This window comes from Pseudomonas sp. S2_A02 (genome assembly GCF_054668495.1).
Window position 1 is genome coordinate 4128473 of the sequence record NZ_CP162776.1, and the last position, 26232, is coordinate 4154704.

At 60.0% G+C, this 26232-nt stretch carries 24 protein-coding genes and 3 pseudogenes; 18 read left to right on the plus strand and 9 right to left on the minus strand.

Translation table 11 applies throughout. The features are described 5' to 3' along the window. Nucleotides 1-62: 62 nt before the first annotated feature. Nucleotides 63-440 (minus strand): DUF6124 family protein, encoded by a 378-nt coding sequence (locus AB4O41_RS18840; protein ID WP_460144251.1) that lies wholly within the window; start codon nt 438-440, stop codon nt 63-65. A gap of 540 nt (nt 441-980) precedes the next feature. On the opposite strand from AB4O41_RS18840, the pseudogene AB4O41_RS18845 reads away from it, so the two are divergent. The 11 genes and pseudogenes from AB4O41_RS18845 to madM all read left to right on the plus strand — a co-directional run bounded on the left by AB4O41_RS18845 (nt 981) and on the right by madM (nt 9416). Further along, a pseudogene (locus tag AB4O41_RS18845) lies at nt 981-1609 on the plus strand (nucleotidyltransferase domain-containing protein). Further along, nucleotides 1572-2013: pseudogene (locus AB4O41_RS18850) on the plus strand (hypothetical protein). The pseudogenes AB4O41_RS18845 and AB4O41_RS18850 overlap by 38 nt, the downstream one beginning before the upstream one ends. 143 nt (nt 2014-2156) lie before the next feature. After that, the gene (mdcA, locus tag AB4O41_RS18855) at nt 2157-3827 is read left to right on the plus strand and encodes a malonate decarboxylase subunit alpha (RefSeq protein ID WP_460144252.1); all 1671 of its coding nucleotides are present in this window, start codon (nt 2157-2159) and stop codon (nt 3825-3827) included. Continuing rightward, nucleotides 3827-4702 carry a triphosphoribosyl-dephospho-CoA synthase gene (locus AB4O41_RS18860; RefSeq protein WP_460144253.1) on the plus strand — a complete coding sequence of 292 codons (876 nt, stop codon included), beginning with the start codon at nt 3827-3829 and terminating at the stop codon, nt 4700-4702. Before mdcA ends, AB4O41_RS18860 begins: the two co-directional genes overlap by 1 nt. Further along, nucleotides 4702-5001 (plus strand): malonate decarboxylase subunit delta, encoded by a 300-nt coding sequence (locus AB4O41_RS18865; RefSeq protein ID WP_460144254.1) that lies wholly within the window; start codon nt 4702-4704, stop codon nt 4999-5001. Before AB4O41_RS18860 ends, AB4O41_RS18865 begins: the two co-directional genes overlap by 1 nt. Beyond that, nucleotides 4994-5845: a biotin-independent malonate decarboxylase subunit beta gene (locus AB4O41_RS18870; protein ID WP_460144255.1), complete on the plus strand. Its 852-nt coding sequence runs from the start codon at nt 4994-4996 to the stop codon at nt 5843-5845. The genes AB4O41_RS18865 and AB4O41_RS18870 overlap by 8 nt, the downstream gene beginning before the upstream one ends. Continuing rightward, nucleotides 5842-6645 carry a biotin-independent malonate decarboxylase subunit gamma gene (mdcE, locus tag AB4O41_RS18875; RefSeq protein WP_460144256.1) on the plus strand — a complete coding sequence of 268 codons (804 nt, stop codon included), beginning with the start codon at nt 5842-5844 and terminating at the stop codon, nt 6643-6645. Before AB4O41_RS18870 ends, mdcE begins: the two co-directional genes overlap by 4 nt. Then, on the plus strand, nt 6639-7259 hold the full coding sequence (locus tag AB4O41_RS18880; protein ID WP_460144257.1) for a malonate decarboxylase holo-ACP synthase: 621 nt from the start codon (nt 6639-6641) through the stop codon (nt 7257-7259). The genes mdcE and AB4O41_RS18880 overlap by 7 nt, the downstream gene beginning before the upstream one ends. Continuing rightward, the gene (gene mdcH / locus AB4O41_RS18885) at nt 7256-8167 is read left to right on the plus strand and encodes a malonate decarboxylase subunit epsilon (protein WP_460144258.1); all 912 of its coding nucleotides are present in this window, start codon (nt 7256-7258) and stop codon (nt 8165-8167) included. Before AB4O41_RS18880 ends, mdcH begins: the two co-directional genes overlap by 4 nt. Nucleotides 8168-8233: 66 nt before the next feature. Next, on the plus strand, nt 8234-8650 hold the full coding sequence (gene madL, locus AB4O41_RS18890; RefSeq protein WP_007897996.1) for a malonate transporter subunit MadL: 417 nt from the start codon (nt 8234-8236) through the stop codon (nt 8648-8650). A gap of 1 nt (nt 8651) precedes the next feature. Further along, the gene (madM, locus tag AB4O41_RS18895; RefSeq protein WP_367373295.1) at nt 8652-9416 is read left to right on the plus strand and encodes a malonate transporter subunit MadM; all 765 of its coding nucleotides are present in this window, start codon (nt 8652-8654) and stop codon (nt 9414-9416) included. A 137-nt stretch (nt 9417-9553) separates the two neighbouring features. Here madM and AB4O41_RS18900 read toward each other — a convergent pair whose 3' ends face one another. After that, a complete protein-coding gene (locus AB4O41_RS18900) occupies nt 9554-10468 on the minus strand; it encodes a LysR family transcriptional regulator (RefSeq protein ID WP_123357331.1) in 915 nt (304 codons plus the stop codon). Nucleotides 10469-10732: 264 nt separating this feature from the next. On the opposite strand from AB4O41_RS18900, the gene trhA reads away from it, so the two are divergent. Further along, nucleotides 10733-11350 (plus strand): PAQR family membrane homeostasis protein TrhA, encoded by a 618-nt coding sequence (gene trhA / locus AB4O41_RS18905; protein WP_460144259.1) that lies wholly within the window; start codon nt 10733-10735, stop codon nt 11348-11350. 182 nt (nt 11351-11532) lie between these two features. On the opposite strand, the gene AB4O41_RS18910 is transcribed toward trhA, so the two are convergent. Then, nucleotides 11533-12441: a LysR family transcriptional regulator gene (locus AB4O41_RS18910; RefSeq protein ID WP_460144260.1), complete on the minus strand. Its 909-nt coding sequence runs from the start codon at nt 12439-12441 to the stop codon at nt 11533-11535. Nucleotides 12442-12548: 107 nt separating this feature from the next. Between AB4O41_RS18910 and AB4O41_RS18915 the strand changes: the two genes are divergently transcribed. The 3 genes from AB4O41_RS18915 to AB4O41_RS18925 are packed head-to-tail and all read left to right on the plus strand — an operon-like array spanning nt 12549 to nt 15090. Further along, nucleotides 12549-13790: a D-amino acid dehydrogenase gene (locus tag AB4O41_RS18915; RefSeq protein ID WP_460144261.1), complete on the plus strand. Its 1242-nt coding sequence runs from the start codon at nt 12549-12551 to the stop codon at nt 13788-13790. Between the two features lie 18 nt (nt 13791-13808). Continuing rightward, a complete protein-coding gene (locus AB4O41_RS18920) occupies nt 13809-14159 on the plus strand; it encodes a RidA family protein (RefSeq protein WP_460144262.1) in 351 nt (116 codons plus the stop codon). A 28-nt stretch (nt 14160-14187) separates the two neighbouring features. Further along, complete coding sequence (locus AB4O41_RS18925; RefSeq protein WP_007898005.1) at nt 14188-15090, plus strand: transporter substrate-binding domain-containing protein; 903 nt, start codon at nt 14188-14190, stop codon at nt 15088-15090. 90 nt (nt 15091-15180) lie between these two features. Here AB4O41_RS18925 and AB4O41_RS18930 read toward each other — a convergent pair whose 3' ends face one another. Next, entirely contained in the window at nt 15181-15900 is a 720-nt protein-coding gene (locus AB4O41_RS18930; protein ID WP_460144263.1) for a 16S rRNA (uracil(1498)-N(3))-methyltransferase, read from the minus strand. Between the two features lie 138 nt (nt 15901-16038). Beyond that, nucleotides 16039-17445 carry an adenosylmethionine--8-amino-7-oxononanoate transaminase gene (locus AB4O41_RS18935; protein WP_460144264.1) on the minus strand — a complete coding sequence of 469 codons (1407 nt, stop codon included), beginning with the start codon at nt 17443-17445 and terminating at the stop codon, nt 16039-16041. Between the two features lie 222 nt (nt 17446-17667). On the opposite strand from AB4O41_RS18935, the gene AB4O41_RS18940 reads away from it, so the two are divergent. Beyond that, a complete protein-coding gene (locus AB4O41_RS18940; RefSeq protein WP_460144265.1) occupies nt 17668-19443 on the plus strand; it encodes a flavin monoamine oxidase family protein in 1776 nt (591 codons plus the stop codon). 94 nt (nt 19444-19537) lie between these two features. Here AB4O41_RS18940 and AB4O41_RS18945 read toward each other — a convergent pair whose 3' ends face one another. After that, complete coding sequence (locus AB4O41_RS18945; protein WP_460144266.1) at nt 19538-20467, minus strand: beta-propeller fold lactonase family protein; 930 nt, start codon at nt 20465-20467, stop codon at nt 19538-19540. Nucleotides 20468-20751: 284 nt separating this feature from the next. Between AB4O41_RS18945 and AB4O41_RS18950 the strand changes: the two genes are divergently transcribed. After that, nucleotides 20752-21303 carry a cytochrome b gene (locus AB4O41_RS18950; protein ID WP_460144267.1) on the plus strand — a complete coding sequence of 184 codons (552 nt, stop codon included), beginning with the start codon at nt 20752-20754 and terminating at the stop codon, nt 21301-21303. A 32-nt stretch (nt 21304-21335) separates the two neighbouring features. After that, nucleotides 21336-21929 carry a YceI family protein gene (locus tag AB4O41_RS18955; RefSeq protein ID WP_253546516.1) on the plus strand — a complete coding sequence of 198 codons (594 nt, stop codon included), beginning with the start codon at nt 21336-21338 and terminating at the stop codon, nt 21927-21929. Between the two features lie 252 nt (nt 21930-22181). Here the strand turns inward: AB4O41_RS18955 and AB4O41_RS18960 are convergent. The 3 genes and pseudogenes from AB4O41_RS18960 to metF all read right to left on the minus strand — a co-directional run bounded on the left by AB4O41_RS18960 (nt 22182) and on the right by metF (nt 26122). Further along, a pseudogene (locus tag AB4O41_RS18960) lies at nt 22182-24046 on the minus strand (DEAD/DEAH box helicase). Nucleotides 24047-24268: 222 nt separating this feature from the next. Continuing rightward, nucleotides 24269-25084: a substrate-binding periplasmic protein gene (locus AB4O41_RS18965; protein ID WP_460144268.1), complete on the minus strand. Its 816-nt coding sequence runs from the start codon at nt 25082-25084 to the stop codon at nt 24269-24271. A 192-nt stretch (nt 25085-25276) separates the two neighbouring features. Next, the gene (gene metF / locus AB4O41_RS18970; protein ID WP_367373282.1) at nt 25277-26122 is read right to left on the minus strand and encodes a methylenetetrahydrofolate reductase [NAD(P)H]; all 846 of its coding nucleotides are present in this window, start codon (nt 26120-26122) and stop codon (nt 25277-25279) included. Between the last annotated feature and the right edge of the window lie 110 nt (nt 26123-26232).

Here is a 26232-nt window from a genome sequence, read left to right on the forward strand (position 1 = left end):
ATGGTTTTACGACTGCTCCGCAGCCGAACGGGAGCAAGCTCCCTCGCCACAGGGGGGCTGCGCTAAATCCCGGCCTGAGCCTTCATCTGCAACGACTCATGATGATCCAGCACTCGCTCTACCAACAACTGCACGCCATCTGCCAAACGGCTGAGCGCCAAGGCGACAGAGCGGCGTGAGCCTTCCACATCGTCCGCCAGGTCGGCAGCAATGGCGCTGATGGACAGCAGGTCTTCGGAGGCATTGGCCAGAAGGGCTTCGGTGTCGATATCGGGGGAGACGGTGAAGAGCTGGGACTTACGGCGTTTAGCCGGTTTTTCGTGGGGTGACGGGAAGTAATGGGAGAAGGCGCGGTCAGCGGCTTCCTTCATTTTTTCTGCATCGAGGGATGCTTGGGAATCGGTGTCGGTTTCCGGGGGATTGGGAGTAGCTTTGAACATAGTGATTCTCCGCTTATGGTTTGGAGCTGGCCCTTTCGGTTTCCGAACGAAGGGGTGGCAGCTGTACGCAGGCTGGAAACCCGGGAAACGGCAACCCGGTTGACCCGAAGGTCTCCCGCGCACAGCCGCCATAACGGAGTGCACACTTTAAAGGTGCGCAAGCATACGTCATGAGTGGCGCTTTCACGCCGTTTGCTCGTCGGGGTTTCCAATCCCGGTCGCTGAATTGGCAGCGACCGACAAACAATAAAGATCAACGCAAAACCGCACCAGTCAGCGGGTTCCGGCATTGCTGTAGGCAGCGACGCCAGACTGCGTAGCCTCTCACCGCTCCTGCGGACAAACTTTTAAACACAAAACCCCAAGTGGTCGGCCCCCCCTGTGGCGAGGGAGCTTGCTCCCGCTGGGTTGCGAAGCAGCCCCAAAACCTGCAACCGGGGTGTATCAGGTACACCGAGAACAATGGTTTACGCTGCGTCAGGTTGAAGATTCCCAAAAAGGGACCTATCGTTCCTTTTTTGGGACTTATCGGTCGTTGCCGTGAAAAACCTGTCACTAAGCGAAGCCTTGTTCACCACCACCCAGCAAAAAGTGCTCGGCCTGCTGTTTGGTAAACCCGACCGAAGTTTTTACGCCAACGAGATCGCCCGCTGGGCTCAAGTGGGTAAAGGCAGCCTCATGCGCGAGCTGGATCGGTTGCAGCGGGCAGGCGTGCTGACCATGAGCCGTCAGGGCAACCAGACCCACTATCAAGCCAATCCCGACTGCCCGATCTATGCCGAACTGCTGGGTATCGCCCGTAAAACTTTTGGTATTGCCGAGCCTCTGCGTCAGGCGCTCCAACCCTTTGTCGAACAGATCACCTGGGCATTTGTGTACGGCTCTATCGCCAAGGATCAGGCAAACGCATCCAGTGACATTGATCTCATGCTGATCGGTGAGGGCCTCCACTACAGTGAAGTGATGGAGCGGCTTATACCGATGGAAGAGCAGTTGGGCCGCGTCCTCAACCCGACGCTCTACACCCCCGACGACTGGGCCGCCAAACTGGCGGCTGAAAATAGTTTTGTCGTGCGGGTAGCGCAGCAGGACAAGATCAATCTGATGGGGGAAACCCTTTGGAGTCCAAGGATGGGCAGCAACGAGAACCTGGAAAACCTGTTACGTAGCGGTGGACTGAAAGCTGAGCCGCCGGACCGCAAGGAATGCGAAGGGCTGATGCGGTCGGCTGTGGATCGATTGAAAGACGCGCAAATGTCTTCGCTTTCCTTCGCGAGTCGTTTCGACCTGGCTTACAACGCTGCCCATGCCCTTGCACTGACGGCTCTTCGCTTGTGCGGCTACCGTTCAGACAAGCGATATCTGGTGTTTCAGTGCCTGGTTCATACCGCTGATATTGGCAAAAGTACAGGTTCGGCTATTCGCCCTGTGTCATGAGCGACGAAACCTGGCGGAGTACGAAGGCTATATGGATGAAGATCCGGCGTTGTTGGCGCAGCTATTGGAAAGTGCTGAACAGCTTCTGATTCGAGTGCAGCAACAGATGGCGACCTTCAGTTCATCGCGGACCTGATCGTTCCCACGCAGAGCGTGGGAACGATCGGGACGGTGTTTGATCATTACGGTCAGCGTAACGATCCACCACTTTGCTTGATTGATGCCCCCCACCCAACGCTCCTAAGGTGACTCCCACGACAGCGAACCCGTGGAGTGGTCATGACAACAACAATATCCCCCGACTCGCGATGGACGCGGCGGCGCAGCGAAAAGCAGCGGCGCCTGGAGTTGGTCAAGGATCTAGCCGACGGTGTGGTGCTGCCCACCGACAAGATCGTTGCGGCGCTGGAGGCGTTGATTCTGCCTGGCGACCGTGTGGTGCTGGAGGGCAATAACCAGAAGCAGGCAGATTTCCTTTCCCGCTCCCTGGCCAAGGCCGATCCGGGCAAGCTGCATGACTTGCACATGATCATGCCCAGCGTCGGACGTTCCGAGCACCTGGACCTGTTCGAGCGCGGCATCGCCCGCAAGCTCGACTTCTCGTTCGCCGGCACCCAGAGCCTGCGCATCAGCCAGTTGCTTGAAGACGGTTTGCTGGAAATCGGCGCGATCCACACCTACATCGAACTCTATGCGCGGCTGGTGGTGGACTTGATCCCGAACGTCGTGCTCTCGGCCGGTTTCATGGCCGACCGCGCGGGCAACATCTACACCGGGCCGAGCACCGAAGACACCCCCGCGTTGATCGAACCGGCGGCGTTCAGCGACGGCATCGTCATCGTCCAGGTCAACCAATTGGTGGACGATGTCAGCGAACTGCCCCGTGTCGACATTCCCGCGTCCTGGGTCGATTTCGTGGTGGTGGCCGACAAGCCGTTCTACATCGAACCGCTGTTCACCCGCGACCCACGACACATCAAGCCTGTGCACGTGTTGATGGCGATGATGGCGATCCGCGGGATCTACGAAAAACACAACGTCCAGTCGCTCAACCACGGCATCGGTTTCAACACTGCGGCTATCGAACTGATCCTGCCGACCTACGGCGAATCCCTCGGCCTCAAGGGCAAGATCTGCCGCAACTGGACGCTCAATCCTCACCCAACCCTGATCCCGGCCATCGAAAGCGGCTGGGTCGAAAGCGTGCATTGCTTCGGCACTGAACTGGGCATGGAAAACTACATCGCCGCTCGACCGGATGTGTTCTTCACCGGCCGCGACGGTTCACTGCGCTCCAACCGAATGTTCTGCCAACTGGCCGGACAATACGCGGTGGACCTGTTTATCGGCGCGACCCTGCAAGTCGATGGCGACGGCCATTCCTCCACCGTGACTCGCGGTCGCCTGGCCGGTTTCGGTGGTGCGCCGAACATGGGCCACGACCCGCGCGGTCGCCGCCATGGCACGCCGGCCTGGCTCGACATGCGTCACGACGATGCGCCCGAAGCGCTGCTGGAGCGCGGTAAAAAACTCGTGGTGCAAATGGTCGAGACCTTCCAGGAGGGCGGCAAACCGACCTTCGTCGAAACCCTCGACGCGGTGGACGTAGCGAAGAAAAGCGGCATGCCGCTGGCGCCGATCATGATCTACGGCGACGACGTCACCCATCTGCTCACCGAAGAAGGCATCGCCTATTTGTACAAGGCCCGTTCGCTGGAAGAACGTCAGGCGATGATCGCTGCTGTCGCCGGGGTGACCGCCATCGGCCTGCGCCACAACCCGAAAGATACCGCCCGCATGCGCCGCGAAGGCCTGATCGCTTTGCCCGAAGACCTCGGCATCCGCCGCACCGACGCGACCCGCGAGCTGCTCGCAGCGAAAAGCGTGGCCGATCTGGTGGAGTGGTCCGGTGGCCTCTACAACCCCCCCGCCAAGTTCAGGAGCTGGTAATGCGCGCATTTAATCTGCAACCGAAACCTTTAACCCTGACTGAGCGGCTGGCGGATCTCGCGGTGGACGCGCTGATCGACGAAGCGGATCTGTCGCCGAAACCGGCGCTGGTCGACCGTCGCGGCAATGGCGCGCACACCGATTTACACCTGAGCCTGATGCACGCCTCGGCGCTGTCGTTGTGGCCGGCGTTCAAGGCAATGGCAGAAGCGGCCATCGAGTTTGGCGAAGTCGGTTTACCCCTGCGCGAAGCCCTCGGGCGGATTGGTCGTGACGGTGAGCAAACGATGCTCGCCACCACTAACGGTGTGAATTCTCATCGTGGGGCGATCTGGGCGTTGGGGCTGTTGGTCGCTGCGGCGGCGCTGGAGTGCACGAATACCAAAGCAAGTGCCGTGACCTTGCGCGCTGCACGTCTGGCCTTGCTCGACGACCGTTACGCGCCGCGTCCTCTAAGCCATGGCGCCCAAGTCGCCCAGCGTTACGGCGCTCGCGGTGCACGCGAAGAAGCACAGCTGGGCTTTCCGGCGGTGATTCAACGCGCACTGCCGCAACTCAAACTCAGCCGCGCCGCCGGCCATGGCGAACAGAATGCTCGGCTCGACGCCTTGCTGGCGATCATGACCCATCTCTCCGACACCTGCGTGCTCTACCGCGCAGGCGAACAAGGCCTGCAGACCATGCAAATCGGCGCCCAAGCAGTGCTCGACGCCGGCGGCAGTGCGAGCCTGGCCGGCCGTCGCCGTTTGCATGAGCTGGACCAACAATTAATCGCGTTGAATGCCTCGCCCGGCGGCGCTGCGGACTTGCTCGCAGCCTGCCTGTTCATCGACCGTATCGACTCGGGCGACGGCATCTTCCAGGGAGCGTTTTGATGGAAACCTTATCCTTTGAATTTCCCGCCGGGCAGCCGCCACGGGGCAAGGCGCTGGTGGGTTGCGTGGGCTCGGGCGATCTGGAAGTGCTGATCGAGCCGGGGTTGGCCGGCAAGCTGACGATTCAGGTGCAGACCTCGGTCAATGGCAGTGAACAACGCTGGCAGCATCTGTTCGCGCGGATGTTCGACGGCCAGACACCGCCCGCGATGGCGATTGATATCCACGATTTCGGCGCCACTCCCGGCGTGGTGCGTTTGCGCCTGGAACAAGGCTTTGAGGAGATCAGCCATGACTGACAGCGCATCGCTTCTCAGCAAACATAGCTTCGTAGAACTCGGCGCCCGGCAACGAGCGAAAGCCTTGCTCGACGCGGGTACTTTCCGTGAGCTGCTCGACCCGTTTCAGCGGGTCATGTCGCCGTGGTTGTCACGCCAGGGCGTGGTGCCGCAAGCCGATGACGGCGTGGTGATCGCCAAGGGCAGCATCGACGGTTTGCCGGTGGTGATCGCGGCCATCGAAGGCGCGTTTCAGGGCGGCAGCCTGGGTGAAGTCGGCGGGGCGAAGATTGCCGGTGCGCTGGAATTGGCCGCCGAGGACAACCGCAAAGGCATTCCCACGTGCGCTGTATTGCTGCTGGAAACCGGTGGCGTGCGTTTGCAAGAAGCGAATCTCGGGTTGGCGGCGATTGCCGATATTCACGCGGCGATTGTCGATTTGCGCCAGTACCAGCCAGTAGTTGGCGTAGTCGCCGGCAGCGTCGGTTGCTTTGGCGGCATGTCGATTGCCGCCGGGTTGTGCAGCTATTTGCTGGTGACTCAGGAAGCGCGCCTTGGCCTTAACGGCCCCCAAGTGATCGAGCAGGAAGCCGGGCTTGAGGAATACGACTCCCGTGACCGGCCGTTTATCTGGAGCCTGACCGGCGGCGAGCAACGGCTCGCCAGTGGGTTGGTGGATCGCTATGTCGCTGACGACGTGGCGCAGATTCAGCAGCAGGTCGGCGAATTGCTTAAGCAGGGTTTGCCGGCGCAGCAACGCAGCCGCCAGGCCGAATGGTTCCTGCAACGGCTGGCCAGCCTGGACGCTGAACCACAAATCGAGCCGGCGACGGTTCGCGATCTGTATCAAGGAGAGCGCTCATGAGTTTGTATTCCCTGAGAGGCTTGAACTGGTTCAACGCCCTGAGTGCCGGCGCGAAACCGGTCGAGGGTTTACCGGCGTCGTTGAAAGTCGCCGATGGTTTATTGGGTGAGCAGCCTGCGCGTTTTATCGCGGTGGTGGCCGATCCCGACAACCGCTTCGTCCGCGCCCGCAATGGCGAGGTCGGTTTGCTGGAAGGCTGGGGCCTGGCCAAAGCGGTGGATGACGTCATTGCTGCAGATAACGACAAGCCTCAAAAACGCGCCTTGATCGCCATTGTCGATGTACCCAGTCAGGCTTACGGCCGACGCGAAGAAGCCCTCGGTATTCATCAGGCCTTGGCCGGTGCGGCGGACAGTTATGCCCGCGCCCGACTGGCCGGGCACGCAGTGATTGGTTTGCTGGTGGGCAAGGCCATGTCTGGTGCCTTTCTCGCTCATGGCTATCAGGCCAACCGGCTGATCGCATTGCGCGATCCGGGGGTGATGGTGCATGCGATGGGCAAGGCGTCGGCGGCGCGGGTCACCTTGCGCAGCGTCGAAGAACTTGAAGCCTTGGCCGCCAGCGTGCCGCCGATGGCGTATGACATCGACAGCTTTGCCAGCCTGGGTTTGCTCTGGGAAACCTTGTCGGTGGATCAGATCGAACAGCCGACGACGGCGGATCTGGTGCGGGTGAACGAGTGTCTGGTTCAGGCAATTGCAGATGTCGAGGCAGGTCGTCGCGATTTGAGCGGCCGCTTGGGGGCGAGCAATCGCGCCGCGTCGAGCAAGGTTCGCCAACTGCTGAGAGAGCAGTGGTGAACACGTTTCTGGCCCACGACCTGCTTTGGGGGATGACCCCGAAGCAGTTGCCTGCGGATGCGCCCGCGTGGGTGATCGAGTCGATCAGCTTGGGTCAGCCGGTGGTGGTTCGGCGTGCGATGACTGCGCCGGATCAAATCGCGGTCGGCGTGCGCGGACGCTTGCGTGAGCAGCGTTATGCAACGTCGATGGCGATCACGGCGATTTCACGTCGGGTAAGGCCGGAAGAGCTGTGTCATGTCGAGACGGTTCGGGATCTCCCGGCTTTGCGAGCGCTGGCGCAATTGCGACCAATGCTCGACGCCTGCGGTTGGGTGTGGGGTGTCAGCGGCAGCGCCGGTTTTGAATTGGCCAGCGGTTTTGCGGCGTTGCATGAGCGCAGCGATCTGGATTTGATTCTGCGTACACCGCAACCGTTGAGCCGACTTCAAGCACAAGAATGGGTGACGCTTCTCGGCACCGCTGAATGTCTGGCCGACATGCAATTGCAGACGCCTTATGGCGCTGTCGCTTTGCGCGAATGGGCTGGTTCTTCGCACTGGGTTCTACTCAAAAACGCCCTTGAAGCCCGTCTGGTAACCGATCCCTGGAACCCGCAGGAGCAAGCAGCATGAGCAGTTTGCTGGTGTTCCCCGGTCAGGGTGCGCAGCAACCGGGCATGCTCCATCGTTTGCCTCGGGAAACGCTGATCGAGGCGAGTGAGGTGCTTGGCGAAGATGCCTTGCTGCTCGATTCTGCCGAGGCGTTGCTGTCGACGAGAGCCGTTCAACTTTGCCTGCTGATTGCCGGCGTCGCCGCTTCGCGCCAGTTATCAATGGCGCCGGATTACGTGGCGGGATTGTCCATTGGCGCCTATCCGGCAGCGGTGGTCGCGGGCGCCTTGAGTTTCAGCGATGCACTGCATCTGGTCAGCCTGCGCGGTGAGCTGATGCAGCAGGCTTATCCTCAAGGCTATGGCATGACCGCGATCATCGGTCTGGATCTGGCGACGGTGGAAGGTTTGCTGGCGCAGGTTCACAGCCTCGACACGCCGGTTTACCTGGCCAATATCAACGCCGATAACCAAGTCGTCATCGCCGGCAGCGATGGTGCGATGAAAGCGGTTGCCGAGTTGGCGAAAGGTTGTGGCGCCGGTCTGGCCAAACGTCTGGCGGTCAGCGTGCCGTCCCACTGCTTGCTGCTGGAAGCACCGGCAAAAATCCTGGCCGAAGCCTTCGCCAAGGTGCAATTGAAAACGCCGATGCTGGGTTATCTCAGCGGTAGTCGCGCACGGCCTGTTATCAATCCCGAGGCGTTACGCGACGACCTGGCCTTCAACATGTGCCGCGTGGTGGATTGGCGCGGCACGGTGCAAAGCGCTTACGAGCGTGGCGTACGTCTACAGATCGAACTGCCGCCCGGTGCGGTGTTGACCGGGCTGGCGCGCCGGGTGTTCGAGCAGGGCACCGTGATTGCCTTCGACGGTGCGCGGCTCGATACCCTGCAGGCGCTGTTGTATGAGGAGGGAAGCCGCCAACCCTAGATCACCGACTCAGGCTGCGAACTACAAAAACAACAATTCCGACGATGCACTTTGAGGACTACAACAATGATTATTTACGGTGTGGCGCTGTTGGCGATCTGTACGCTGGCAGGGGTGATCATGGGTGACATGCTCGGCGCGTTGCTGGGCGTTAAATCCAACGTCGGCGGGGTCGGGATCGCGATGATCCTGCTGATTTGCGCGCGGTTGTGGATGCAAAAACGCGGCGGCATGACCAAGGATTGCGAGATGGGCGTCGGCTTCTGGGGCGCCATGTACATTCCGGTGGTAGTGGCGATGGCCGCGCAACAGAACGTCGTCACCGCCCTTCACGGCGGCCCGGTGGCGGTGCTGGCGGCGATCGGTTCGGTGGTGCTCTGCGGCTGCACCATTGCCCTGATCAGCCGGACCCACAAGGGCGAACCCTTGCCCGATGAACCGGCGGATATAACGTCGGTTGGCGCACCGGCAGGAGGTCGCTGATATGTGGGAACTCATCGAGAAAGGTCTGGTAAATAACAGTCTGGTCACGGCGTTCGCCTTCGTCGGCGTGGTCATGTGGGTGTCGGTGGTGTTGTCCAAACGCCTGACCTTCGGACGAATTCACGGCTCGGCGATTGCCATCGTCATCGGCCTGGTGCTGGCCTGGGTTGGCGGCACTATGACCGGCGGGCAAAAAGGCCTGGCGGATTTGTCGCTGTTTTCCGGCATTGGTTTGATGGGCGGCGCGATGTTGCGTGACTTCGCCATTGTCGCCACCGCGTTCGAGGTGCAGGCCACCGAAGCGAAAAAGGCCGGGATGATTGGTGTTATCGCGCTGCTGCTGGGCACGATCCTGCCGTTCATTGTCGGGGCGAGCATTGCCTGGGTGTTCGGTTATCGCGATGCGATCAGCATGACCACCATTGGCGCAGGCGCAGTGACGTATATCGTCGGGCCAGTGACCGGGGCCGCGATTGGTGCCACGTCCGACGTGATGGCGTTGTCGATTGCCACCGGGCTGATCAAGGCGATTCTGGTGATGGTCGGCACACCGATGGCGGCGCGCTGGATGGGGCTGGATAACCCGCGCTCGGCGATGGTGTTTGGCGGCTTGGCCGGGACTGTCAGCGGTGTGACCGCCGGGTTGGCGGCGACGGATCGGCGGCTGGTGCCATATGGCGCGTTGACGGCGACGTTCCACACCGGGCTTGGGTGCTTGCTGGGGCCTTCGTTGCTGTACTTCATTGTTCGCGGGATTGTGGGGTAGGTTCGAGAGGTGTATCGCCTGAGATGACGCTTTCGCGGGCAAGCCTCGCTCCTACGGGTTATGTGTTGTGCCGCAATTCTGCGGCACTGCGAAATCCTGTAGGAGCGAGGCTTGCCCGCGAAGGCCACAACACGGTCTCAAGCCTGGCGATTGGCATACATCCGACACTCTGCCAAAAGCGCCAGCAAATTCGGGTCACGCTCCTTGGCCTTCAAAAACACCACGCCGATATGCTGCTGCAACCGATACTTTTCCTGCAACGGAATCAGCTTCACCCGGTTCTCATACACTGCCGCAATCCTTCCCGGCAGCAACGCATAACCCACCCCGGAGCTGACCATGCTCAGCAGGGTGAAGATGTCGTTGACCTGCATCGCCACCTTCGGCTCGAACCCCGCCTGCTTGAACACCCGAATACCGTCCTGGTGTGTGGCGAAGCCTTGGGTCAAGGTGATGAATGTCTCGTCACGCACCTCGGCCAGATCGACTTCGGCCCGCTGGGCAAAGGGCGAATCAGCCGGGGTGGCGAGGAAGATGTCATCGGAAAACAGCGGAATCTGCTCACAGTCCGGGTCATTCACGCTGTCATCCAGCGACACCAGGATCGCGTCGACTTCCATGTTCTTGAGCTTGTACAACAGGTCGATGTTCGAGCCCAGGATCAAGTCGATATTGAGTTCGCTACGGCGAATCTTCAGGCCCATGATCAGCTGCGGCACGGTTTTCACTGTCAGCGAATACAGTGACCCAAGTTTGAAGCGCTCAGCCGAGAACCCAGCCGCTTCGCGGGTCAGGCGCACGCTTTCGAGTACGTCCTGAATCAGCTTCTGCGCCCGTTCTTCCAGCACATAAGCGCTTTCGAGTGGGGTCAGGTTGCGGCCTTCGTGTTTGAATAGCGGGCAACGCAGGGCGCTTTCCAGAGAGTGGATGGCGCGATGCACGCTGACGTTGCTGGTTTGCAACTCGGCGGCGGCGCGGGCCAGGTTGCCGGTGCGCATGAAGGCCAGGAACACCTCGAGTTTTTTCAGGGTCAACTCTTCATCGATCAGCATGGGCGTGACTCTTATTCGAATCGCTCGATTGTGCCCAATTGGCTGACGTTTGGCTCGATGGCTTTTGTAGGAGCTGCCGAAGGCTGCGATCTTTCAGCACTTTCAGAGGGCGCCTAGAATCAAGATCAAAAGATCGCAGCCTCGTTTCACTCGACAGCTCCTACACAGCTCCTACAGGGGGCATTGTGTTTTGAAACATTGCGCTTTTAGTCTCAAGGCCTGAGCCTTGCGCGATGCGGCAACGAATTTTGAGGTGAGCAACACATGTATCACGGGGAGAGATTGAACGCCTGGACGCATTTGGTCGGGGCGGTGGCGGCGTTTGTCGGGGGTGTGTGGCTGCTGGTGATCGCCAGTATGGACGGCAGTCCGTGGAAGATCGTCAGCGTGGCGATTTACGCGTTCACCTTGCTGGTGCTCTACAGCGCCTCGACCGTTTATCACAGCGTGCGCGGGCGCAAGAAAGCGATCATGCAGAAGGTCGATCACTTTTCGATCTACCTGCTGATTGCCGGCAGTTACACGCCATTCTGCCTGGTGACTCTGCGCGGGCCGTGGGGCTGGACGCTGTTCGGGATTGTCTGGGGGCTGGCGCTGATCGGCATCCTGCAAGAGATCAAACCCCGCTCGGAAGCGCGGATTCTGTCGATCGTGATCTACGCGGTGATGGGCTGGATCGTGCTGGTGGCGGTCAAGCCATTACTGGCCGCGCTGGGGCCAGTCGGCTTTACCTGGCTGGCGTCGGGCGGGGTGTTGTACACCGTGGGGATTATCTTTTTTGCCCTCGACAATCGCCTGCGTCATGCGCATGGGATCTGGCATCTGTTCGTGATTGCCGGGAGCTTGCTGCACTTTGTGGCGATTTTGTTTTATGTCTTGTAGATCGCTATTTGCAAAACCTGTGGGAGCGAGGCTTGCCCGCGATGGCGGCAGCACATTCACCATTGATGTGTCAGACAGATCGCTATCGCGGGCAAGCCACGCTCCCACAGGTTCCGCAGCTTAACCGAGTGACATTAGGGCAAGCCTCGCTCCTACAGGGGATCGCGAGCAGGCTTTCTCCCTCAGGGACGCAGGCGATCCAGTTGCGCCTGCGCCCGTCGGCTGAACACCTGCAACAAGTCGCTCAAGGTGTGTGGCGGCGGTTCGTCGGCGCGGGTCACTGCGTACAGGGTGATTGGTAGCGCCGGTGCCAGAGGGCGAATCGCCGTGGTGGCGGGGGACGCGCCGAGCGCGGTGAACGGGTCGATCACTGCCAACCCGGCCCCGGATTCAACCATCGCCCGCGCCAGCGAGTAGGTCTGCACCGCGATGCGTACCTTTGGCGGCGGATCGACCGCCTCGAGGTAGCTGTCGAGTCTGGCGGCCAGCGGGTCGGCGCTGGACAAGCCGATCAGCGGCGCGCCGGCCAGTTCGATCAACGGCAGCGGTTTACCGTGAGTGTCGTCGGCCCAAAAGCCTTTCGGCGCCAGCGCCACCAGCATCCCACAGGCCAGGGCCTGCGCCTTCAGGCCCGGATGATCGGGCAGTTGCAGCGTCAGAGCGACATCCACTTCGCGCATCAACAAGTTCTGCATCAGCTCGCGGCTGTGGGCGCTGGACAGTTCGCAGGCGATTTCCGGGTAGCGTTGCGTCCATTCGTTGATTGCCGGCGGCAGCAGCGACAAGGCCAGCGCCGGGATCGCGCCAATCCGTACACTGTGGCCCGGCTCGCGGCGCAGGCTTTGGGCCAGACGTCGCACGCCTTGCAGGCTTTCAGTGACCTTGTCGACCTCGCGCTCAAGTTCCAGGGCTTCGGGCGTCGGCTGCAATTTACCGCGCACCCGCAGGAATAATGGAAAGCCCAGTTGCTGTTCAGCGTGTTGCAGCACCTTGCTCACCGCCGGCTGCGATACGTGCAGCAGTTGTGCAGCGCCACTGACCGAACCGGTTTGGCGAATGGCCTGAAAAATTTCGATGTGTCGCAGTCGCATGGCAAGTCCATAACCTTTGTTTATGGGTCAGCCATCTTTATGCATTGTTCAACGGCTGTCACCTGGTCCTAACCTGAAGCACGTTCCAACAACGCTTAAGGACAGACATGGCTCAGCGGGTTTGCATCATCGGTGGTGGCGTCATCGGGCTGACGACGGCTTACGCACTGGTTCGCGACGGCATCGACGTGACGCTGATCGAGGCCCGGGATTCGTTTGCCAGCGAAACCAGTTTCGCCAATGGCGGCCAGTTGTCCTACCGCTATGTCGCGCCACTGGCCGACGCCGGCGTACCGTTGCAGGCATTGGGCTGGATGTTGCGCGGGGACTCGCCGTTGAAGCTGCGCCCGCGTCTGGACCCGGCGCAATGGCGCTGGATGGCGTCCTTTCTGGCGGCCTGCCGGCGTTCGGTGAATCAGCGCAACGGCGCACACCTGCTGCGCCTGGCGTTGCTGAGCCAGGCCACGCTGCAAGGCTGGCGCGACGACGACCGGCTCGACGGTTTCGATTGGCGGCGCAACGGCAAACTGGTGACGTTTCGTGAAGCCGCGAGTTTCGAGCATGCGCGCCACAGTCTGGCCGATCCACGACAGCAACAGGTGTTGTCCCGGACCGAGTGCGCACAGTTGGAGCCGGCACTCGCCGAGGCGCCGTTTGTGGGCGCGATTTACACGCCTGATGAAGAAGTCGCTGATTGCCATGCGTTCTGCCAGCAACTGGTGGCCCGGCTCAAGGCGTCGGGGCGTTGCGAGTTTTTGCTGGGCCGCACGGTCACCGGCATTCGTCACGCGGATGGCGCGGTGCAGGCCATCGAAATGGGCGCGCAGGTGCTGCCGGTCGAGCAACTGGTGATCGCTGCCGGTCATCGCAGCCCGGCGCTGGCGTTGCCGGGCATGAACCTGCCGCTGTACCCGCTCAAGGGCTACAGCCTGACCCTGCCGATCCGCGCCGAACATCGCGCGCCGGAGCTGAGCATCACCGATTACAACCGCAAGATCGTTTACGCCCGCATCGGTGCACAACTTCGGGTGGCGGCGATGGTCGACATTGTCGGTTTCGACCCGGCGCTCGACCCCAGGCGTCTGGCGTTGATCAAGCGCCAGGCGCAGGAAACCTTACCCAATGCCGGCGACTATGACGCTGCCATTGAATGGGCCGGCATGCGCCCGGCGACTCCCAGTGGCGTGCCATTGATTGGCGCCACGGCGTACCGCAACCTCTGGCTCAACCTCGGCCATGGCGCTTTGGGCTTTACGTTGGCCTGCGGTAGCGCCCGGCTGCTGAGTGAGTTGATTGCCCGGCGCGCACCCTCGATCGAAATGCAGGGCCTCGCACCCCGCGTCGCCTGACTGGAAAAGGAACAACCGATGAGCATCAAGCGTTTCAACAGCAACAGTCGACTCTCTGGCGCCGTAAGCTTCGGCGAACTGGTATTTCTATCGGGGCAGGTGCCGGGTGACAGCCACGATGCCGCCGGTCAAACCGCAGAGGTTCTGGCGAAAATCGATGGGTTGCTGGCCGAGGCTGGCAGCGACAAGGATCACTTGCTCAGCGCGACCATTTACTTGAGCGACATTGGCCGCGATTTCGCCGCCATGAACGAGGTCTGGTCACAATGGCTGTCGCCGGACAAGGCACCGACTCGCACCACGTTGCAGGCGCAACTGGCCCGTCCAGAGGTTCTGGTGGAAATCACCGTGATCGCCGCCCGCCGCTAATCGCACTTACCCACAACGGAGAATAACAATGCAAAAAATCACGTTGATCGGCTGCACCCTCGGCCTGCTGCTCGCCAGTCAGGTCCAGGCCAACGAAGCGCCGCTGACCGGCACGCTGAACAAAGTCGCCAATGCCAAGAGCATCACGCTGGGTTATCGCGACGCGTCGGTGCCGTTCTCTTACGTGGGTGATCACACGGGGCAGCCGATGGGCTATTCGGTGGACCTGGCGAGCAAGATTGTCGAGCGCATCAAGCAAAAACTCGAGCTGCCGGATCTGCAGGTGAAGTACAACCTGGTGACCTCGCAAACGCGCATTCCGCTGGTGCAGAACGGCACGGTCGACCTTGAATGCGGCTCCACCGGTGTGACCGCCGAGCGCATGCAGCAAGTGGCGTTTTCCTATGGGTTCATCTACGTGAAGGGGCAATTGCTCACGGCGAAGGACAGCGGCATCAAGAGCTTCGCTGATCTGCGCGGCAAGAACGTTGTGACCACCGCCGGCACCACCAATGAGCGGTTTCTGAAGAGCTACAACGTCGATCACAAGATCGATATGTTCGTGATCAGCGCCAAGGACCACGGTGAAGCATTCCAGATGCTGCAGTCAGGGCGGGCAGCGGCATTCTATATGGACGATGCGCTGCTTTACGGTGAACGCGCCAAGGCGCGCGATCCGCATAAGTGGGTCGTGGTGGGCGAGGAGCAATCGCGGGAAATCTACAGCTGCATGGTGCGCAAGGGTGATCCGCAATTTCTCGAGTTGGTGAATTCGACGCTCGCCGATTTGTACAGCTCAGGGGAAATCAACGGCATCTACAACCGCTGGTTCCAGCAGCCGATTCCGCCTAAAGGTTTGAACCTTGAGTTTCCGATGACCAGCGAGTTGAAAGCGATTATCGCCAAACCGGTGAGTGATCCGGTGCAGTAGTGCCTGAAAGATCGTTCCCACGCTCTGCGTGGGAATGCCTCTACGGACGCTCCGCGTCCAGTGACGCGGAGCGTGGGAACGATCATGGGGTCAGAAGTCGCCCCACAACTGCTGGGCCACCGCCAGCGCCACCACCGGCGCGGTTTCGGTGCGCAACACGCGAGGGCCGAGGCGGGCGGCATGAAAGCCGCCAGCCTTGGCCTGCTCGACTTCAGCGTCGGACAACCCGCCTTCCGGGCCAATCAAAAACGCCAGCGTCGCCGGTTTCGCATGACTCACCAACGGCTCGGCCACCGGGTGCAGCACCAATTTCAATTCGGCCTGCGTCTGCTTCAGCCAATCGGCCAACAGCAGCGGCGGATGAATCACCGGCACCGATGAGCGCCCGCACTGCTCGCAGGCGCTGATCGCCACCTGACGCCAGTGCATCAGGCGTTTGTCGGCGCGCTCGTCCTTGAGGCGGACTTCGCAGCGGTCGGTGAAGATCGGGGTGATCTCGCTGACGCCCAGTTCGGTGGCTTTCTGGATCGCCCAGTCCATCCGCTCGCCACGGGACAAACCCTGGCCGAGATGGACCGCCAGCGACGACTCGACCTGCCCGGCGAAGCTTTCATCGATGCGCACCGAGACGCGCTTCTTGCCGACGTCCGCCAGCGTGCCGCGAAACTCATGGCCTGAGCCGTCGAACAATTGCACCGCATCACCCTCGGCCATGCGCAGCACGCGGCTGATGTAATGGGCCTGGGCCTCGGGCAGTTCGTGTTCGCCGATGCTCAAGGGGGCGTCGATAAAGAAGCGGGACAGTCTCATCAATGGTCTCTGTAATTCGTTTGAACTGATCGTTCCCACGCTCTGCGTGGGAATGCCTCACCGGACGCTCCGCGTCCGCTTTCGGGACGCAGAGCGTCCCCGGCTGCATTTCCACGCAGAGCGTGGGAACGAGAGGAACTAGCCCGGATCACGGTAACCCGGATGAAAGTCCTTCGGCACCGCCACGCTGATGCTGTCACGGGTAGCGATGTCGATGCCTTCGCTGGCCACTTCGGCTAGAAAGTCGATCTGCTCCGGGGTAATCACGTACGGCGGCAGGAAATACACCACGCTGCCCAACGGCCGCAATAAAGCACCCCGCTCCAGCGCATGCTGGAACACCTTCAAACCGCGACGTTCCTGCCATGGATAAGCAGTCTTGCTGGCCTTGTCCTTGACCATCTCGATGGCCAGGACCATGCCGGTCTGGCGCACTTCGGCAACGTTCGGGTGATCGACCAGGTGCGCGGTGGAGGAGGCCATGCGTTGGGCCAGGGCCTTGTTGTTCTCGATAACGTTGTCTTCTTCGAAGATATCCAGCGTCGCCAATGCCGCCGCGCACGCCAGCGGATTGCCGGTGTAGCTGTGGGAATGCAGGAAGGCGCGCAGGGTCGGGTAGTCGTCGTAGAAAGCGCTGTAGACCTCATCGGTGGTCAGGCAGGCCGCCAACGGCAGATAGCCGCCGGTCAGGGCCTTGGACAGACAGAGGAAGTCCGGGCGGATGCCGGCCTGTTCGCAGGCGAACATCGTTCCGGTGCGGCCGAAGCCGACGGCGATTTCATCGTGGATCAAGTGCACGCCATAACGATCACAGGCTTCGCGCAGCAGCTTGAGGTACACCGGGTGATACATGCGCATCCCGCCGGCGCCCTGAATCAGCGGCTCCAGAATCACAGCGGCCACGGTGTCGTGGTTGTCGGCCAGCGTTTGCTCCATGGCGGCGAACATAGTGCGCGAGTGTTCTTCCCAGCTCATGCCCTCGGGGCGCATGTAGCAATCGGGGCTCGGCACCTTGATGGTGTCCATCAGCAGGGCTTTGTAGGTTTCGGTGAACAGCGGCACGTCGCCCACCGCCATCGCTGCCATGGTTTCGCCGTGGTAGCCATTGGTGAGGGTGACGAAGCGCTTTTTGTTCGGCTGGCCGCGGTTGAGCCAGTAGTGAAAGCTCATTTTCAGCGCGACTTCGATGCAGGACGAACCGTTATCAGCGTAGAAGCACCGGGTCAGGCCTTCGGGCGTCATCTTCACCAGACGCTCCGACAGTTCGATCACCGGCTGATGGCTGAAACCGGCGAGGATCACGTGTTCCAGCTGATCGACCTGATCCTTGATGCGCTGGTTGATCCGCGGGTTGGCGTGACCGAAAACGTTGACCCACCAGGAGCTGACGGCGTCGAGGTAGCGTTTGCCTTCGAAGTCTTCCAGCCAGACGCCTTCGCCGCGTTTGATCGGGATCAGCGGCAGCTGTTCGTGGTCTTTCATCTGGGTGCAGGGATGCCACAACACCGCGAGATCGCGTTGCATCCACTGATTATTCAGGCCCATGTTCAGTCTCCTCGAGGCGGCTCGCTGGGTGCGCGGGCAAACAATCGCGCAAGCCTATGCAATGCGCGTCATCGGGACAACCCATTGTGTCGATTGAGCTACTTTGTATAAGGAGATAGACGTCGCTGGCGGCGATTTGATGGCTGACGTATTCTTCGCGGTTCTTTGGGTCGTCTGACTCGTAAAACCGCTATTTCCTCGTGTATTTCCGGAGTTCGCTGAATGTCTGCTGGTTGGCTGCGCGCCTGTGCGCTGGTGATGTTGGGGCTGTTCAGCGTTTCGGCGCTGGCCAAGGATAAAACGGCGATCGTGGTCGGCGGCGGGCTTGCGGGCCTCACTGCGGCTTACGAGCTGCAGAACAAAGGCTGGCAGGTCACCCTGCTGGAAGCCAAACCGACTTTGGGTGGTCGTTCCGGTATGGCCACCAGTGAGTGGATCGGCAGCGACAAGACCCAGCCGGTGCTGAACAAGTACGTCTCGACGTTCAAGCTGACCACCACGCCAGCTCCTGAATTCGTACGCACCCCAGGCTATCTGATCGACGGTGAATACTACACCGCCGCCGATCTGGCGACTAAACAGCCAGCCACCGCCGAAGCGCTGAAACGCTATGAAAAGACCCTGGATGATCTGGCGCGTTCGATTGAGGACCCGCAGAACCCGGCCGCCAACAGTACGCTGTTTGCTCTGGACCAGATCAACGTGTCCAACTGGCTCGATCGCCTGAATCTGCCAGCCACTGCGCGTCAGTTGGTGAATCAGCAGATTCGTACCCACTATGACGAGCCTTCGCGCCTGTCACTGCTGTACTTCGCACAACAGAGCCGCGTCTACCGTGGCATTGCCGACCGTGACCTGCGCGCCGCGCGTCTGCCTGGTGGCAGCCCGCTGCTGGCCCAGGCCTTCGTCAAACAACTGAAAACCATCAAGACCAGCTCCCCGGTTTCGGCCATTACTCAGGACAAGGACGGTGTGACCGTCAAAGTCGGCAGTGTTGGCTATCAGGCGGACTACGTTGTGTTGGCCGTGCCGTTGCGTGCACTGAACAAGATCCAGATGACCCCGGCGCTGGATGCCCAGCACATGGGCGCCATCAAAGGCACCAACTACGGCTGGCGCGACCAGATCATGCTGAAGTTCAAGACGCCAGTATGGGAAAGCAAGGCGCGCATGTCTGGCGAGATCTACAGCAATACCGGCTTGGGCATGTTGTGGGTTGAGCCGGCCTTGAAGGGCGGCGCCAACGTGGTGATCAACCTGTCCGGCGACAACGCGCGCGTGATGCAGGCCTTCGGCGACAAGCAGATGGTCGATCAGGTACTGATTCGTCTGCACGCCTTTTATCCACAGGCACGCGGTTCGTTCACCGGTTATGAAATCCGTCGCTACAGCACCGACCCGTCGATGGGTGGCGCTTACCTGGCCTTCGGCCCTGGCCAGATGAGCAAATACTGGCGCCTGTGGGAACGTCCGCTGCAACGTGTAGCCTTTGCCGGCGAACACACCGATACCTTGTACCCAGGCACTCTGGAAGGCGCATTGCGCACCGGTCAGCGTGCAGCCAGTCAGGTAGAAGACCTGGCGGCAGGCAAGTCGTTTGAGCCGGCGAAGGTTGTTCCGGCGGCGACCGCAGCAGCGGCCGGTGCAGTGGCGGCGAAGAAAGGCAACTTCTTCACCAATCTGTTCGGTGGTTCTGACGACAAACCGGAACCGGCCAAGGCGCCAGCACCAGTGGCCCCGGTTGCTCCGGCACCCGTCCCAACACCTGCGCCGACTCCAGCGCCAGCACCGGTTGAGGCGCCGAAACCTGCCGCACCGGTGAAAGCAGAGCCTGCCAAGAAAGCACCGGCCAAAGCGCCAGTGAAAAAGCCTGCTGCCAAAACCGAGGCCAAAAAAGCTCCGGTCAAGGCGACGGCGAAAAAGACTGAGCCAACGAAGAAACCAGCGGTCAGTACTGCTGCGAAGACCCCGGCGACAACTGAAACCAAGACGCAGTAAGTCCTGGAATCAAAAAAAGCGCGGCAGTGATGCCGCGCTTTTTTTATGTCTTGGGTATGTCGCCCCAAAGCCGGCGGCTGATTTAGCTTTGACGCTAAGCTAGATCGACCCTATGTACTTTGTCGCTTTGGTAGTCGCTGACATAAGCCTGCTCATGTTGATCAAGAACCATGTCATACGGTTCGGAAGCATCAGGGATGGGCACCCGGCGAACAATTTCATACGTGGCGGTATTAATTTCCACGACCTCTTTTTTGATTTGATCAACGGCATAAGCGTTTTTTTCGCCAAACACTATTTTCCCTTCGCACGTCACAAAATCGAAATGCCTGGTGGTCGATGACTTAGGGTCCAGTACGGTCAGTTTTTGAGCGTCCAGGCACACGATATACACTTCTCTGTCGTCGGGGCTGACGGTAATCGCTGACGGATATTTTTCGGTTTTGATGATGTCCAGGACTTTGAAAGTCTTGCTGTTGATGATCGTTAGTGCGTCCTGATAAGGGCCGTCAGGAGAGTTTGTGCTGGAAATATAAAGACGTGAATCGTCCTGGCTGATATCCACACTTATGGAGGGAGAGGGTAGTCCTCGCACTCTGCTCACCGCATAAGTGCGGGTATCAATAATTGCCAGCCACTCTTTATCTTGTCGAACGGTGACGTAAACATGCTTCCCGTCTCGGCTGACGACGATTCCCCGAGGATATCTTCCCACCGTGACGTTACCCACTGCATAGGTTTCAGTATCAATAACTGAAACCGAACTTGAACCGTAGTTGGTCACGTAAGCTCTTTTCCCTCCATGGGCAAGAACAATGTTTTGGGGATAACGCTCGACGGCGATGGTGCGAATGACCTTTCTGTTCCGGGTGTTGATCACTGACACATTGCCTGAAATGTAATTACAAACAAAAACCCGTGATCCATCGTTGTTGATGGCTAACCCTCGCGGTCCTTCCCCTACGGGTATCGAATTGGATAGGTTTTGCGTAGTTGCGGAGGATGAACTCGAATGGTGACTCATGGTAGAACTCCTGTTCAGAGGCTCGGACAAACGCCCGAGGTCAGGTTCATCAATGACCTGCAATGGTGGCTACTGTCAGATATGACAGTTCTGACGAATGGTAAAAGCTTTTTTGAAGCGAATATGGGACAGCGGCTGTAGGTTTTTTCTTCTGGTTAACACTCTCTTAACATCTCGACCCCAAGGTCATGATCGTATTTCTCGATGTTTCAGAGCGAAATTTTCCGCTTTAAGTCGATAGATAACTCGATAGTCTTGGGCGCAGTTCTTACAGGATTTGGGCAATGCAGCTACGTAACTCTTCTTCCCGCTACGGTTGGATCAGCATCTTCGTGCACTGGGGTGTGGCGCTCGCGGTCTTCGGCCTGTTCGCGTTGGGGTTGTGGATGGTCGGTCTCGACTACTACAGCGCCTGGCGTAAAGATGCGCCGGATTTGCACAAGAGCATTGGCCTGGTGTTGTTCGCAGTCATGTTGCTGCGGGTGTTGTGGCGCTTCATCAGCCCACCTCCACCGCCCCTGCAAAGTTATAGCCGCATGACACGTCTTGGCGCCGTGTTCGGCCATGCCTTCCTCTATATCGGGCTGTTCGTTGTGATGATTGCCGGTTACCTGATTTCCACCGCAGACGGTGTCGGAATCCCGGTGTTTGGCCTGTTTGAAATTCCTGCACTGGTTTCCGGACTACCGGACCAGGCAGACACCGCTGGTGTGATCCATTTGTACCTGGCTTGGGCGCTGGTAATTTTTTCCGGCCTCCATGCGTTGGCAGCATTGAAACACCACTTTATCGACCGTGATGCGACCCTGACGCGAATGCTGGGACGCAAAGCCTGATGTTCAACCTCGACTCCAAAGGAATAGAAAGCATGTTGAAAAAGACGCTCGCCGCTCTGGCAATCGGTTCTGCTCTGCTGTCCGCTAATGTGATGGCGGCCGATTACGTTGTCGACAAAGAAGGTCAGCACGCCTTCGTTGACTTCAAGATCAGTCACCTGGGTTACAGCTATATTACTGGTACCTTCAAGGACATCGACGGCAAGTTCAGCTTTGACGCCGCCAAACCTGAAGACAGCAAGATCGAGTTCAATGTACGCACCGCCAGCGTGTTCACTAACCACGCTGAGCGCGACAAGCACATTGCCAGCGGTGACTTCCTGAATGTGGGCAAATTCGCCGACGCCAAGTTCGTTTCCACCAGCGTCAAATCCACCGGCAAAAACGCCGCTGGCAAAGACACTGCCGACGTTACCGGTAACTTGACTCTGCTGGGTGTGACCAAGCCAATCGTAGTCAAAGCCACCTTCCTGGGTGAAGGCAAGGATCCATGGGGCGGCTACCGTGCCGGCTTCGAAGGTACCACCAGCATCAAGCGTTCCGATTTCGGCAAGCAGAAAGATTTGGGCCCAGCGTCCGACGCGGTTGAGCTGTACGTTACGTTTGAAGGCGTGAAAGCGAAGTGAATTTCGCTGCCTGAACAAAAAAACGCCCCTGATCTCGCGATCGGGGGCGTTTTTTATGGTCTGCCAGAATCCATACGGACGGTGCCGAGCCACTGTGGGAGCGGGCTTGCCCGCGATGGCGGTGGGTCAGTCAATATAAATGTTTACTGGACGGACGCCATCGCGGGCAAGCCCGCTCCCACAGGGTTCTTCGCCAGCATAAAAAATGCCCCTGATCTTGCGATCCGGGGCATTTTTCATATCAGCGATAAATCAGCGATTGCGGGTCAGCAAGGCTGGTTTTTCGCCGCGTGGACGGCCTGGAAGTTGATCAAGTTGCTCAGGTGTCGGGAAGCGATCGCTTTTCGACTCCTTGTGAATGATCTTCGGTGCCGGGCCCCGCGGGTTCTGCACGGCTGGTTCCGAACGAGGTTGTTCGTCACGGGCCGGGCGGCGGTTGCGGGACTCTTCGCGACGGGCCTGGCCGTCACGTGGAGCACCATTTCGTGGGCCGCTACGCTTGGCCGGCGGAGTACCGGTGGTTGCGCCGCTGCTGCTGCGTGGACCGTTCTGGCGACCTTGTGGCTGACCGGTGCGCGGAGCACCTGCACCTGCACCTTGTGCCGGAGCGCCCGGACGGCGACCACGGCCCTGAGCAGGTTTGGCTTGAGGCACGTAGTCGACGCGGTTACCGAAGTTATCGACATCGTCGTCCAGGAACTCGTCCGGAGCACGGTCAGCGGCGGCGCGAGGTGCCGGACGCTGTTGCTCACGGGCCGGGGTGCCTTCGCGGGGCTTGTGTTCACGGGCAGGGCGATCACCACGGCCAGTGGCAGCAGGTTTTCCTTGCCGCCCTTGTCCTTGCCTTTGTCTTTACGACCGCCACCACCACCGCTGCCGTTCGGACCGTCGCCGCGCGGGCCACGTGGGTTGCGCGGGTTACGCACATCCGGACGCTCGCGAACTTCTGGCTTCTCGGCTTCCACGGCACTGGAGTCGAAGCCCATCAGGTTGCCGTCGGCAATCTTCTGCTTGGTCATGCGCTCGATGCTTTTCAGCAGCTTTTCTTCGTCCGGAGCGACCAGCGAGATCGCCTCGCCCGAACGACCGGCACGGCCGGTACGGCCGATACGGTGCACGTAATCTTCGTCGACGTTCGGCAGTTCGAAGTTGACCACGTGGGGCAACTGGTCGATGTCCAGGCCGCGAGCGGCGATGTCGGTGGCGACCAGGATGCGCACTTCGCCGGCCTTGAAGTCGGCCAGGGCTTTGGTGCGAGCGTTCTGGCTCTTGTTACCGTGGATCGCGACGGCGGTGAGGCCGTGTTTGTCCAGGTACTCGGCCAGGCGGTTGGCGCCGTGCTTGGTGCGGGTGAACACCAGCACCTGTTCCCAGGCGCCCGCGGTGATCAGGTGCGCCAGCAACGAACGCTTGTGGCTGGCGGCCAGGCGGAATACGCGCTGTTCGATCCGCTCGACCGTGGTGTTCGGCGGCGTGACTTCGATGCGTTCCGGGTTGTGCAGCAGCTTGCCGGCAAGGTCGGTGATGTCTTTGGAGAATGTCGCCGAGAACAGCAGGTTCTGGCGCTTGCTCGGCAGGCGGGCAAGAACCTTTTTCACGTCATGGACAAAGCCCATGTCGAGCATGCGGTCGGCTTCGTCCAGTACGAGGATTTCCACGTGGGACAGGTCGACGCTGCCTTGGCCGGCGAGGTCGAGCAGGCGACCGGGGCAGGCCACCAGCACGTCGACACCGCGGGACATGGCCTGAACCTGTGGGTTCATGCCGACGCCGCCGAAGATGCAGGCGCTGACGAACTTCAGGTCACGGGCATAGACCTTGAAGCTCTCGTGCACCTGGGCCGCGAGTTCGCGGGTTGGGGTCAGGACCAGTACGCGCGGTTGGCGCGGGCCGTGACGCTGGGATTTGTCCGGGTGACCGTTGGGAAACAACCGCTCCAGAATCGGAAGGGCGAAGCCGCCGGTTTTACCAGTACCTGTCTGTGCCGCAACCATCAGGTCGCGACCTTGCAACACGGCGGGAATGGCCCGCTGTTGCACCGGAGTAGGCTCGGTATAGCCCGCTGCCTCGATGGCGCGGACTAAAGCCTCGGAGAGACCGAGGGAAGCAAAGGACATGAGTAATCCTGTTTTAGTTAGGGCTTGGCCCAATGGGAGTCTTGCCTGGCGCGAATCGCGTTTAAGAGGACGCAATCCCGTCCGGTCCTGCTGGGCCTCGAAGGCTCGTCTGGAGCGCTCGCGCGGGCTGAAAAGCTGCGCTGTAGCGGGATCGAGATGCCTTGAACAAGTCCGAGCGTCCGGGCGTGAGCCTGGCGGGAAGGCCGGAGTATAACAGAGCAATCACTGCGCGCCGCTTTCCTGCTGCTCAACGGTTTTTCCGCCGGTTGCGGTGGCGCTGGCGGCCCGCGCTTCCGTGGCCGGGCCGGCGCCGTAGCGGGCGCTCAGTTCGGCGTAGGCCGGCTCGCGCTTGAAGCGTTTGAGCTCGGCACCGAAACGCTGCACCAACAAATCCATCCCGGCATTGCGGCGTACCGCCAGAAACTGGCTTTGCTGGCTGATGATGATCGGGTTTTCGGTGATCTTGTCGCGGATATTCAGTTGATCGAGCAAATACTGGCCAACCCGGCGATCAGTGATCAGCAGGTCGATGCGGCCGCGCACCAGCTTGCCGAAGTTGGCTTCATGGGTGGGTGCCGGCTCTTGAGTGAACAGCGTCGATTCGCTGAAGTCCTTGCTGTACAGGTAGCCCGGCGAGGTGCCGATGGTCAGGCCTTTCAGATCCTCCAGCGTGCGAAACGGATGCGCTCGCTCATTGGCGTAGAACATCACGAACTCCACTTGCGAGAGCGGTTCGCTGGGGTAGAGCAGGGTCGCGTCGCGTTCATCGCTGTAGAAAATATCCAGCACGCCATCCGCTTGGCCTTGCTCGAGCATCGACAGACAACGCTTCCACGGGAGGAACTGCCATTCCACGTCGATCCCCAGGCGTTTGAAGACGATGGCTGTGGTTTCGTAGTCAAGCCCCAGCGATTTTCCGTTTTCCTCATACACGTAAGGCGCCCAGGGTTCGGTGACAATACGTAGCTTCTCGCCCCGAGCGGTGAAGCTCAGGCAAGTGAATAGAAGCACGGTCAGTAGCTGAGCGATCAGGGGCATGGGTTGAGATTACGACGAGAAATCATAAAGAGCCAGAAACCGGATCCAGAAGCTCTATCTCAGGATATGACTGCACAATAAAGGGGCGCCGGAAAGCAAAAGATCGCAGCCTTCGGCATTTCCTACAGGGGGATACGTACCTCTGTAGGAGCTGGCGAAGGCTGCGATCTTTTGATCTTGCTTTAACGACGATTAACGCGGCAACTTCAGGTTATTCCACACCAGCAGACTCGGCTCAGCCTGGTTCAGCGTGTAGAAATGCAGCCCTGGAGCTCCACCCTGCAGCAGGCGTTCGCACATCTCGGTGATGACTTGCTCACCAAAGCCTTGAATGCTTTGGGTGTCGTCGCCGTAGGCTTCCAGTTGCTTGCGGATCCAGCGCGGGATTTCCGCACCGCAAGCGTCGGAGAAACGCGCGAGCTTGCTGTAGTTGGTGATCGGCATGATCCCCGGCACGATCGGGATGGTCACACCCTTCGCCCGCACACGCTCGACGAAATAGAAGTAGCTGTCGGCGTTGAAGAAGTACTGGGTGATCGCACTGTTGGCGCCGGCGTTAGCCTTGCGCACGAAGTTGTTGAGATCGTCTTCAAAGTTGCGCGCTTGCGGATGCATCTCCGGGTAGGCGGCGACTTCGATGTGGAAATGATCGCCGGTCTCTTCACGAATGAATTCAACCAGATCATTGGCGTGACGCATCTCGCCGCTGGCCATGCCCATGCCCGAGGGCAGGTCACCGCGAAGCGCAACGATACGCTTGATGCCGGCTGCCTTGTACTGACTCAGCAGGCCACGAATATCGTCCTTGCTGTCGCCCACGCAAGACAGATGCGGTGCGGCAGGGACTTTGACTTCACTTTCAAGCTGCAACACGGTGTTGAGGGTGCGATCACGGGTCGAACCGCCAGCGCCGTAGGTGCAGGAGAAGAAGTCGGGGTTGTAAGTCGCCAGCTGACGGGCAGTGGCGATCAGTTTTTCATGTCCAGCATCGGTCTTCGTGGGGAAGAACTCGAAGCTGTAGCGACGGTCTTGGGACATGGTCATATCCTTGGAAACGCGTAAGCCGGACGCTTGCACATCCCAATGTGGGAGCGGGCTTGCTCGCGAAGGCGGTGGGTCAAACGACATTTAATGTTGAATGCTAAACC

What these genes read in the sequence shown, in the direction of transcription:
- metF (WP_367373282.1), bottom strand. Translation starts at nt 26,122, where the DNA reads ATGTCCCAAGACCGTCGCTACAGCTTCGAGTTCTTCCCCACGAAGACC.
- AB4O41_RS18935 (WP_460144264.1), bottom strand. Translation starts at nt 17,445, where the DNA reads ATGGGCCTGAATAATCAGTGGATGCAACGCGATCTCGCGGTGTTGTGG.
- AB4O41_RS18910 (WP_460144260.1), bottom strand. Translation starts at nt 12,441, where the DNA reads ATGCGACTGCGACACATCGAAATTTTTCAGGCCATTCGCCAAACCGGT.
- AB4O41_RS18965 (WP_460144268.1), bottom strand. Translation starts at nt 25,084, where the DNA reads ATGCCCCTGATCGCTCAGCTACTGACCGTGCTTCTATTCACTTGCCTG.
- AB4O41_RS18865 (WP_460144254.1), top strand. Translation starts at nt 4,702, where the DNA reads ATGGAAACCTTATCCTTTGAATTTCCCGCCGGGCAGCCGCCACGGGGC.
- AB4O41_RS18840 (WP_460144251.1), bottom strand. Translation starts at nt 440, where the DNA reads ATGTTCAAAGCTACTCCCAATCCCCCGGAAACCGACACCGATTCCCAA.
- mdcE (WP_460144256.1), top strand. Translation starts at nt 5,842, where the DNA reads ATGAGTTTGTATTCCCTGAGAGGCTTGAACTGGTTCAACGCCCTGAGT.
- AB4O41_RS18940 (WP_460144265.1), top strand. Translation starts at nt 17,668, where the DNA reads ATGTCTGCTGGTTGGCTGCGCGCCTGTGCGCTGGTGATGTTGGGGCTG.
- AB4O41_RS18955 (WP_253546516.1), top strand. Translation starts at nt 21,336, where the DNA reads ATGTTGAAAAAGACGCTCGCCGCTCTGGCAATCGGTTCTGCTCTGCTG.
- AB4O41_RS18920 (WP_460144262.1), top strand. Translation starts at nt 13,809, where the DNA reads ATGAGCATCAAGCGTTTCAACAGCAACAGTCGACTCTCTGGCGCCGTA.
- AB4O41_RS18925 (WP_007898005.1), top strand. Translation starts at nt 14,188, where the DNA reads ATGCAAAAAATCACGTTGATCGGCTGCACCCTCGGCCTGCTGCTCGCC.
- AB4O41_RS18900 (WP_123357331.1), bottom strand. Translation starts at nt 10,468, where the DNA reads ATGCTGATCGATGAAGAGTTGACCCTGAAAAAACTCGAGGTGTTCCTG.
- trhA (WP_460144259.1), top strand. Translation starts at nt 10,733, where the DNA reads ATGTATCACGGGGAGAGATTGAACGCCTGGACGCATTTGGTCGGGGCG.
- AB4O41_RS18915 (WP_460144261.1), top strand. Translation starts at nt 12,549, where the DNA reads ATGGCTCAGCGGGTTTGCATCATCGGTGGTGGCGTCATCGGGCTGACG.
- AB4O41_RS18945 (WP_460144266.1), bottom strand. Translation starts at nt 20,467, where the DNA reads ATGAGTCACCATTCGAGTTCATCCTCCGCAACTACGCAAAACCTATCC.
- AB4O41_RS18870 (WP_460144255.1), top strand. Translation starts at nt 4,994, where the DNA reads ATGACTGACAGCGCATCGCTTCTCAGCAAACATAGCTTCGTAGAACTC.
- AB4O41_RS18860 (WP_460144253.1), top strand. Translation starts at nt 3,827, where the DNA reads ATGCGCGCATTTAATCTGCAACCGAAACCTTTAACCCTGACTGAGCGG.
- mdcA (WP_460144252.1), top strand. Translation starts at nt 2,157, where the DNA reads ATGACAACAACAATATCCCCCGACTCGCGATGGACGCGGCGGCGCAGC.
- madM (WP_367373295.1), top strand. Translation starts at nt 8,652, where the DNA reads ATGTGGGAACTCATCGAGAAAGGTCTGGTAAATAACAGTCTGGTCACG.
- madL (WP_007897996.1), top strand. Translation starts at nt 8,234, where the DNA reads ATGATTATTTACGGTGTGGCGCTGTTGGCGATCTGTACGCTGGCAGGG.
- AB4O41_RS18950 (WP_460144267.1), top strand. Translation starts at nt 20,752, where the DNA reads ATGCAGCTACGTAACTCTTCTTCCCGCTACGGTTGGATCAGCATCTTC.
- AB4O41_RS18930 (WP_460144263.1), bottom strand. Translation starts at nt 15,900, where the DNA reads ATGAGACTGTCCCGCTTCTTTATCGACGCCCCCTTGAGCATCGGCGAA.
- mdcH (WP_460144258.1), top strand. Translation starts at nt 7,256, where the DNA reads ATGAGCAGTTTGCTGGTGTTCCCCGGTCAGGGTGCGCAGCAACCGGGC.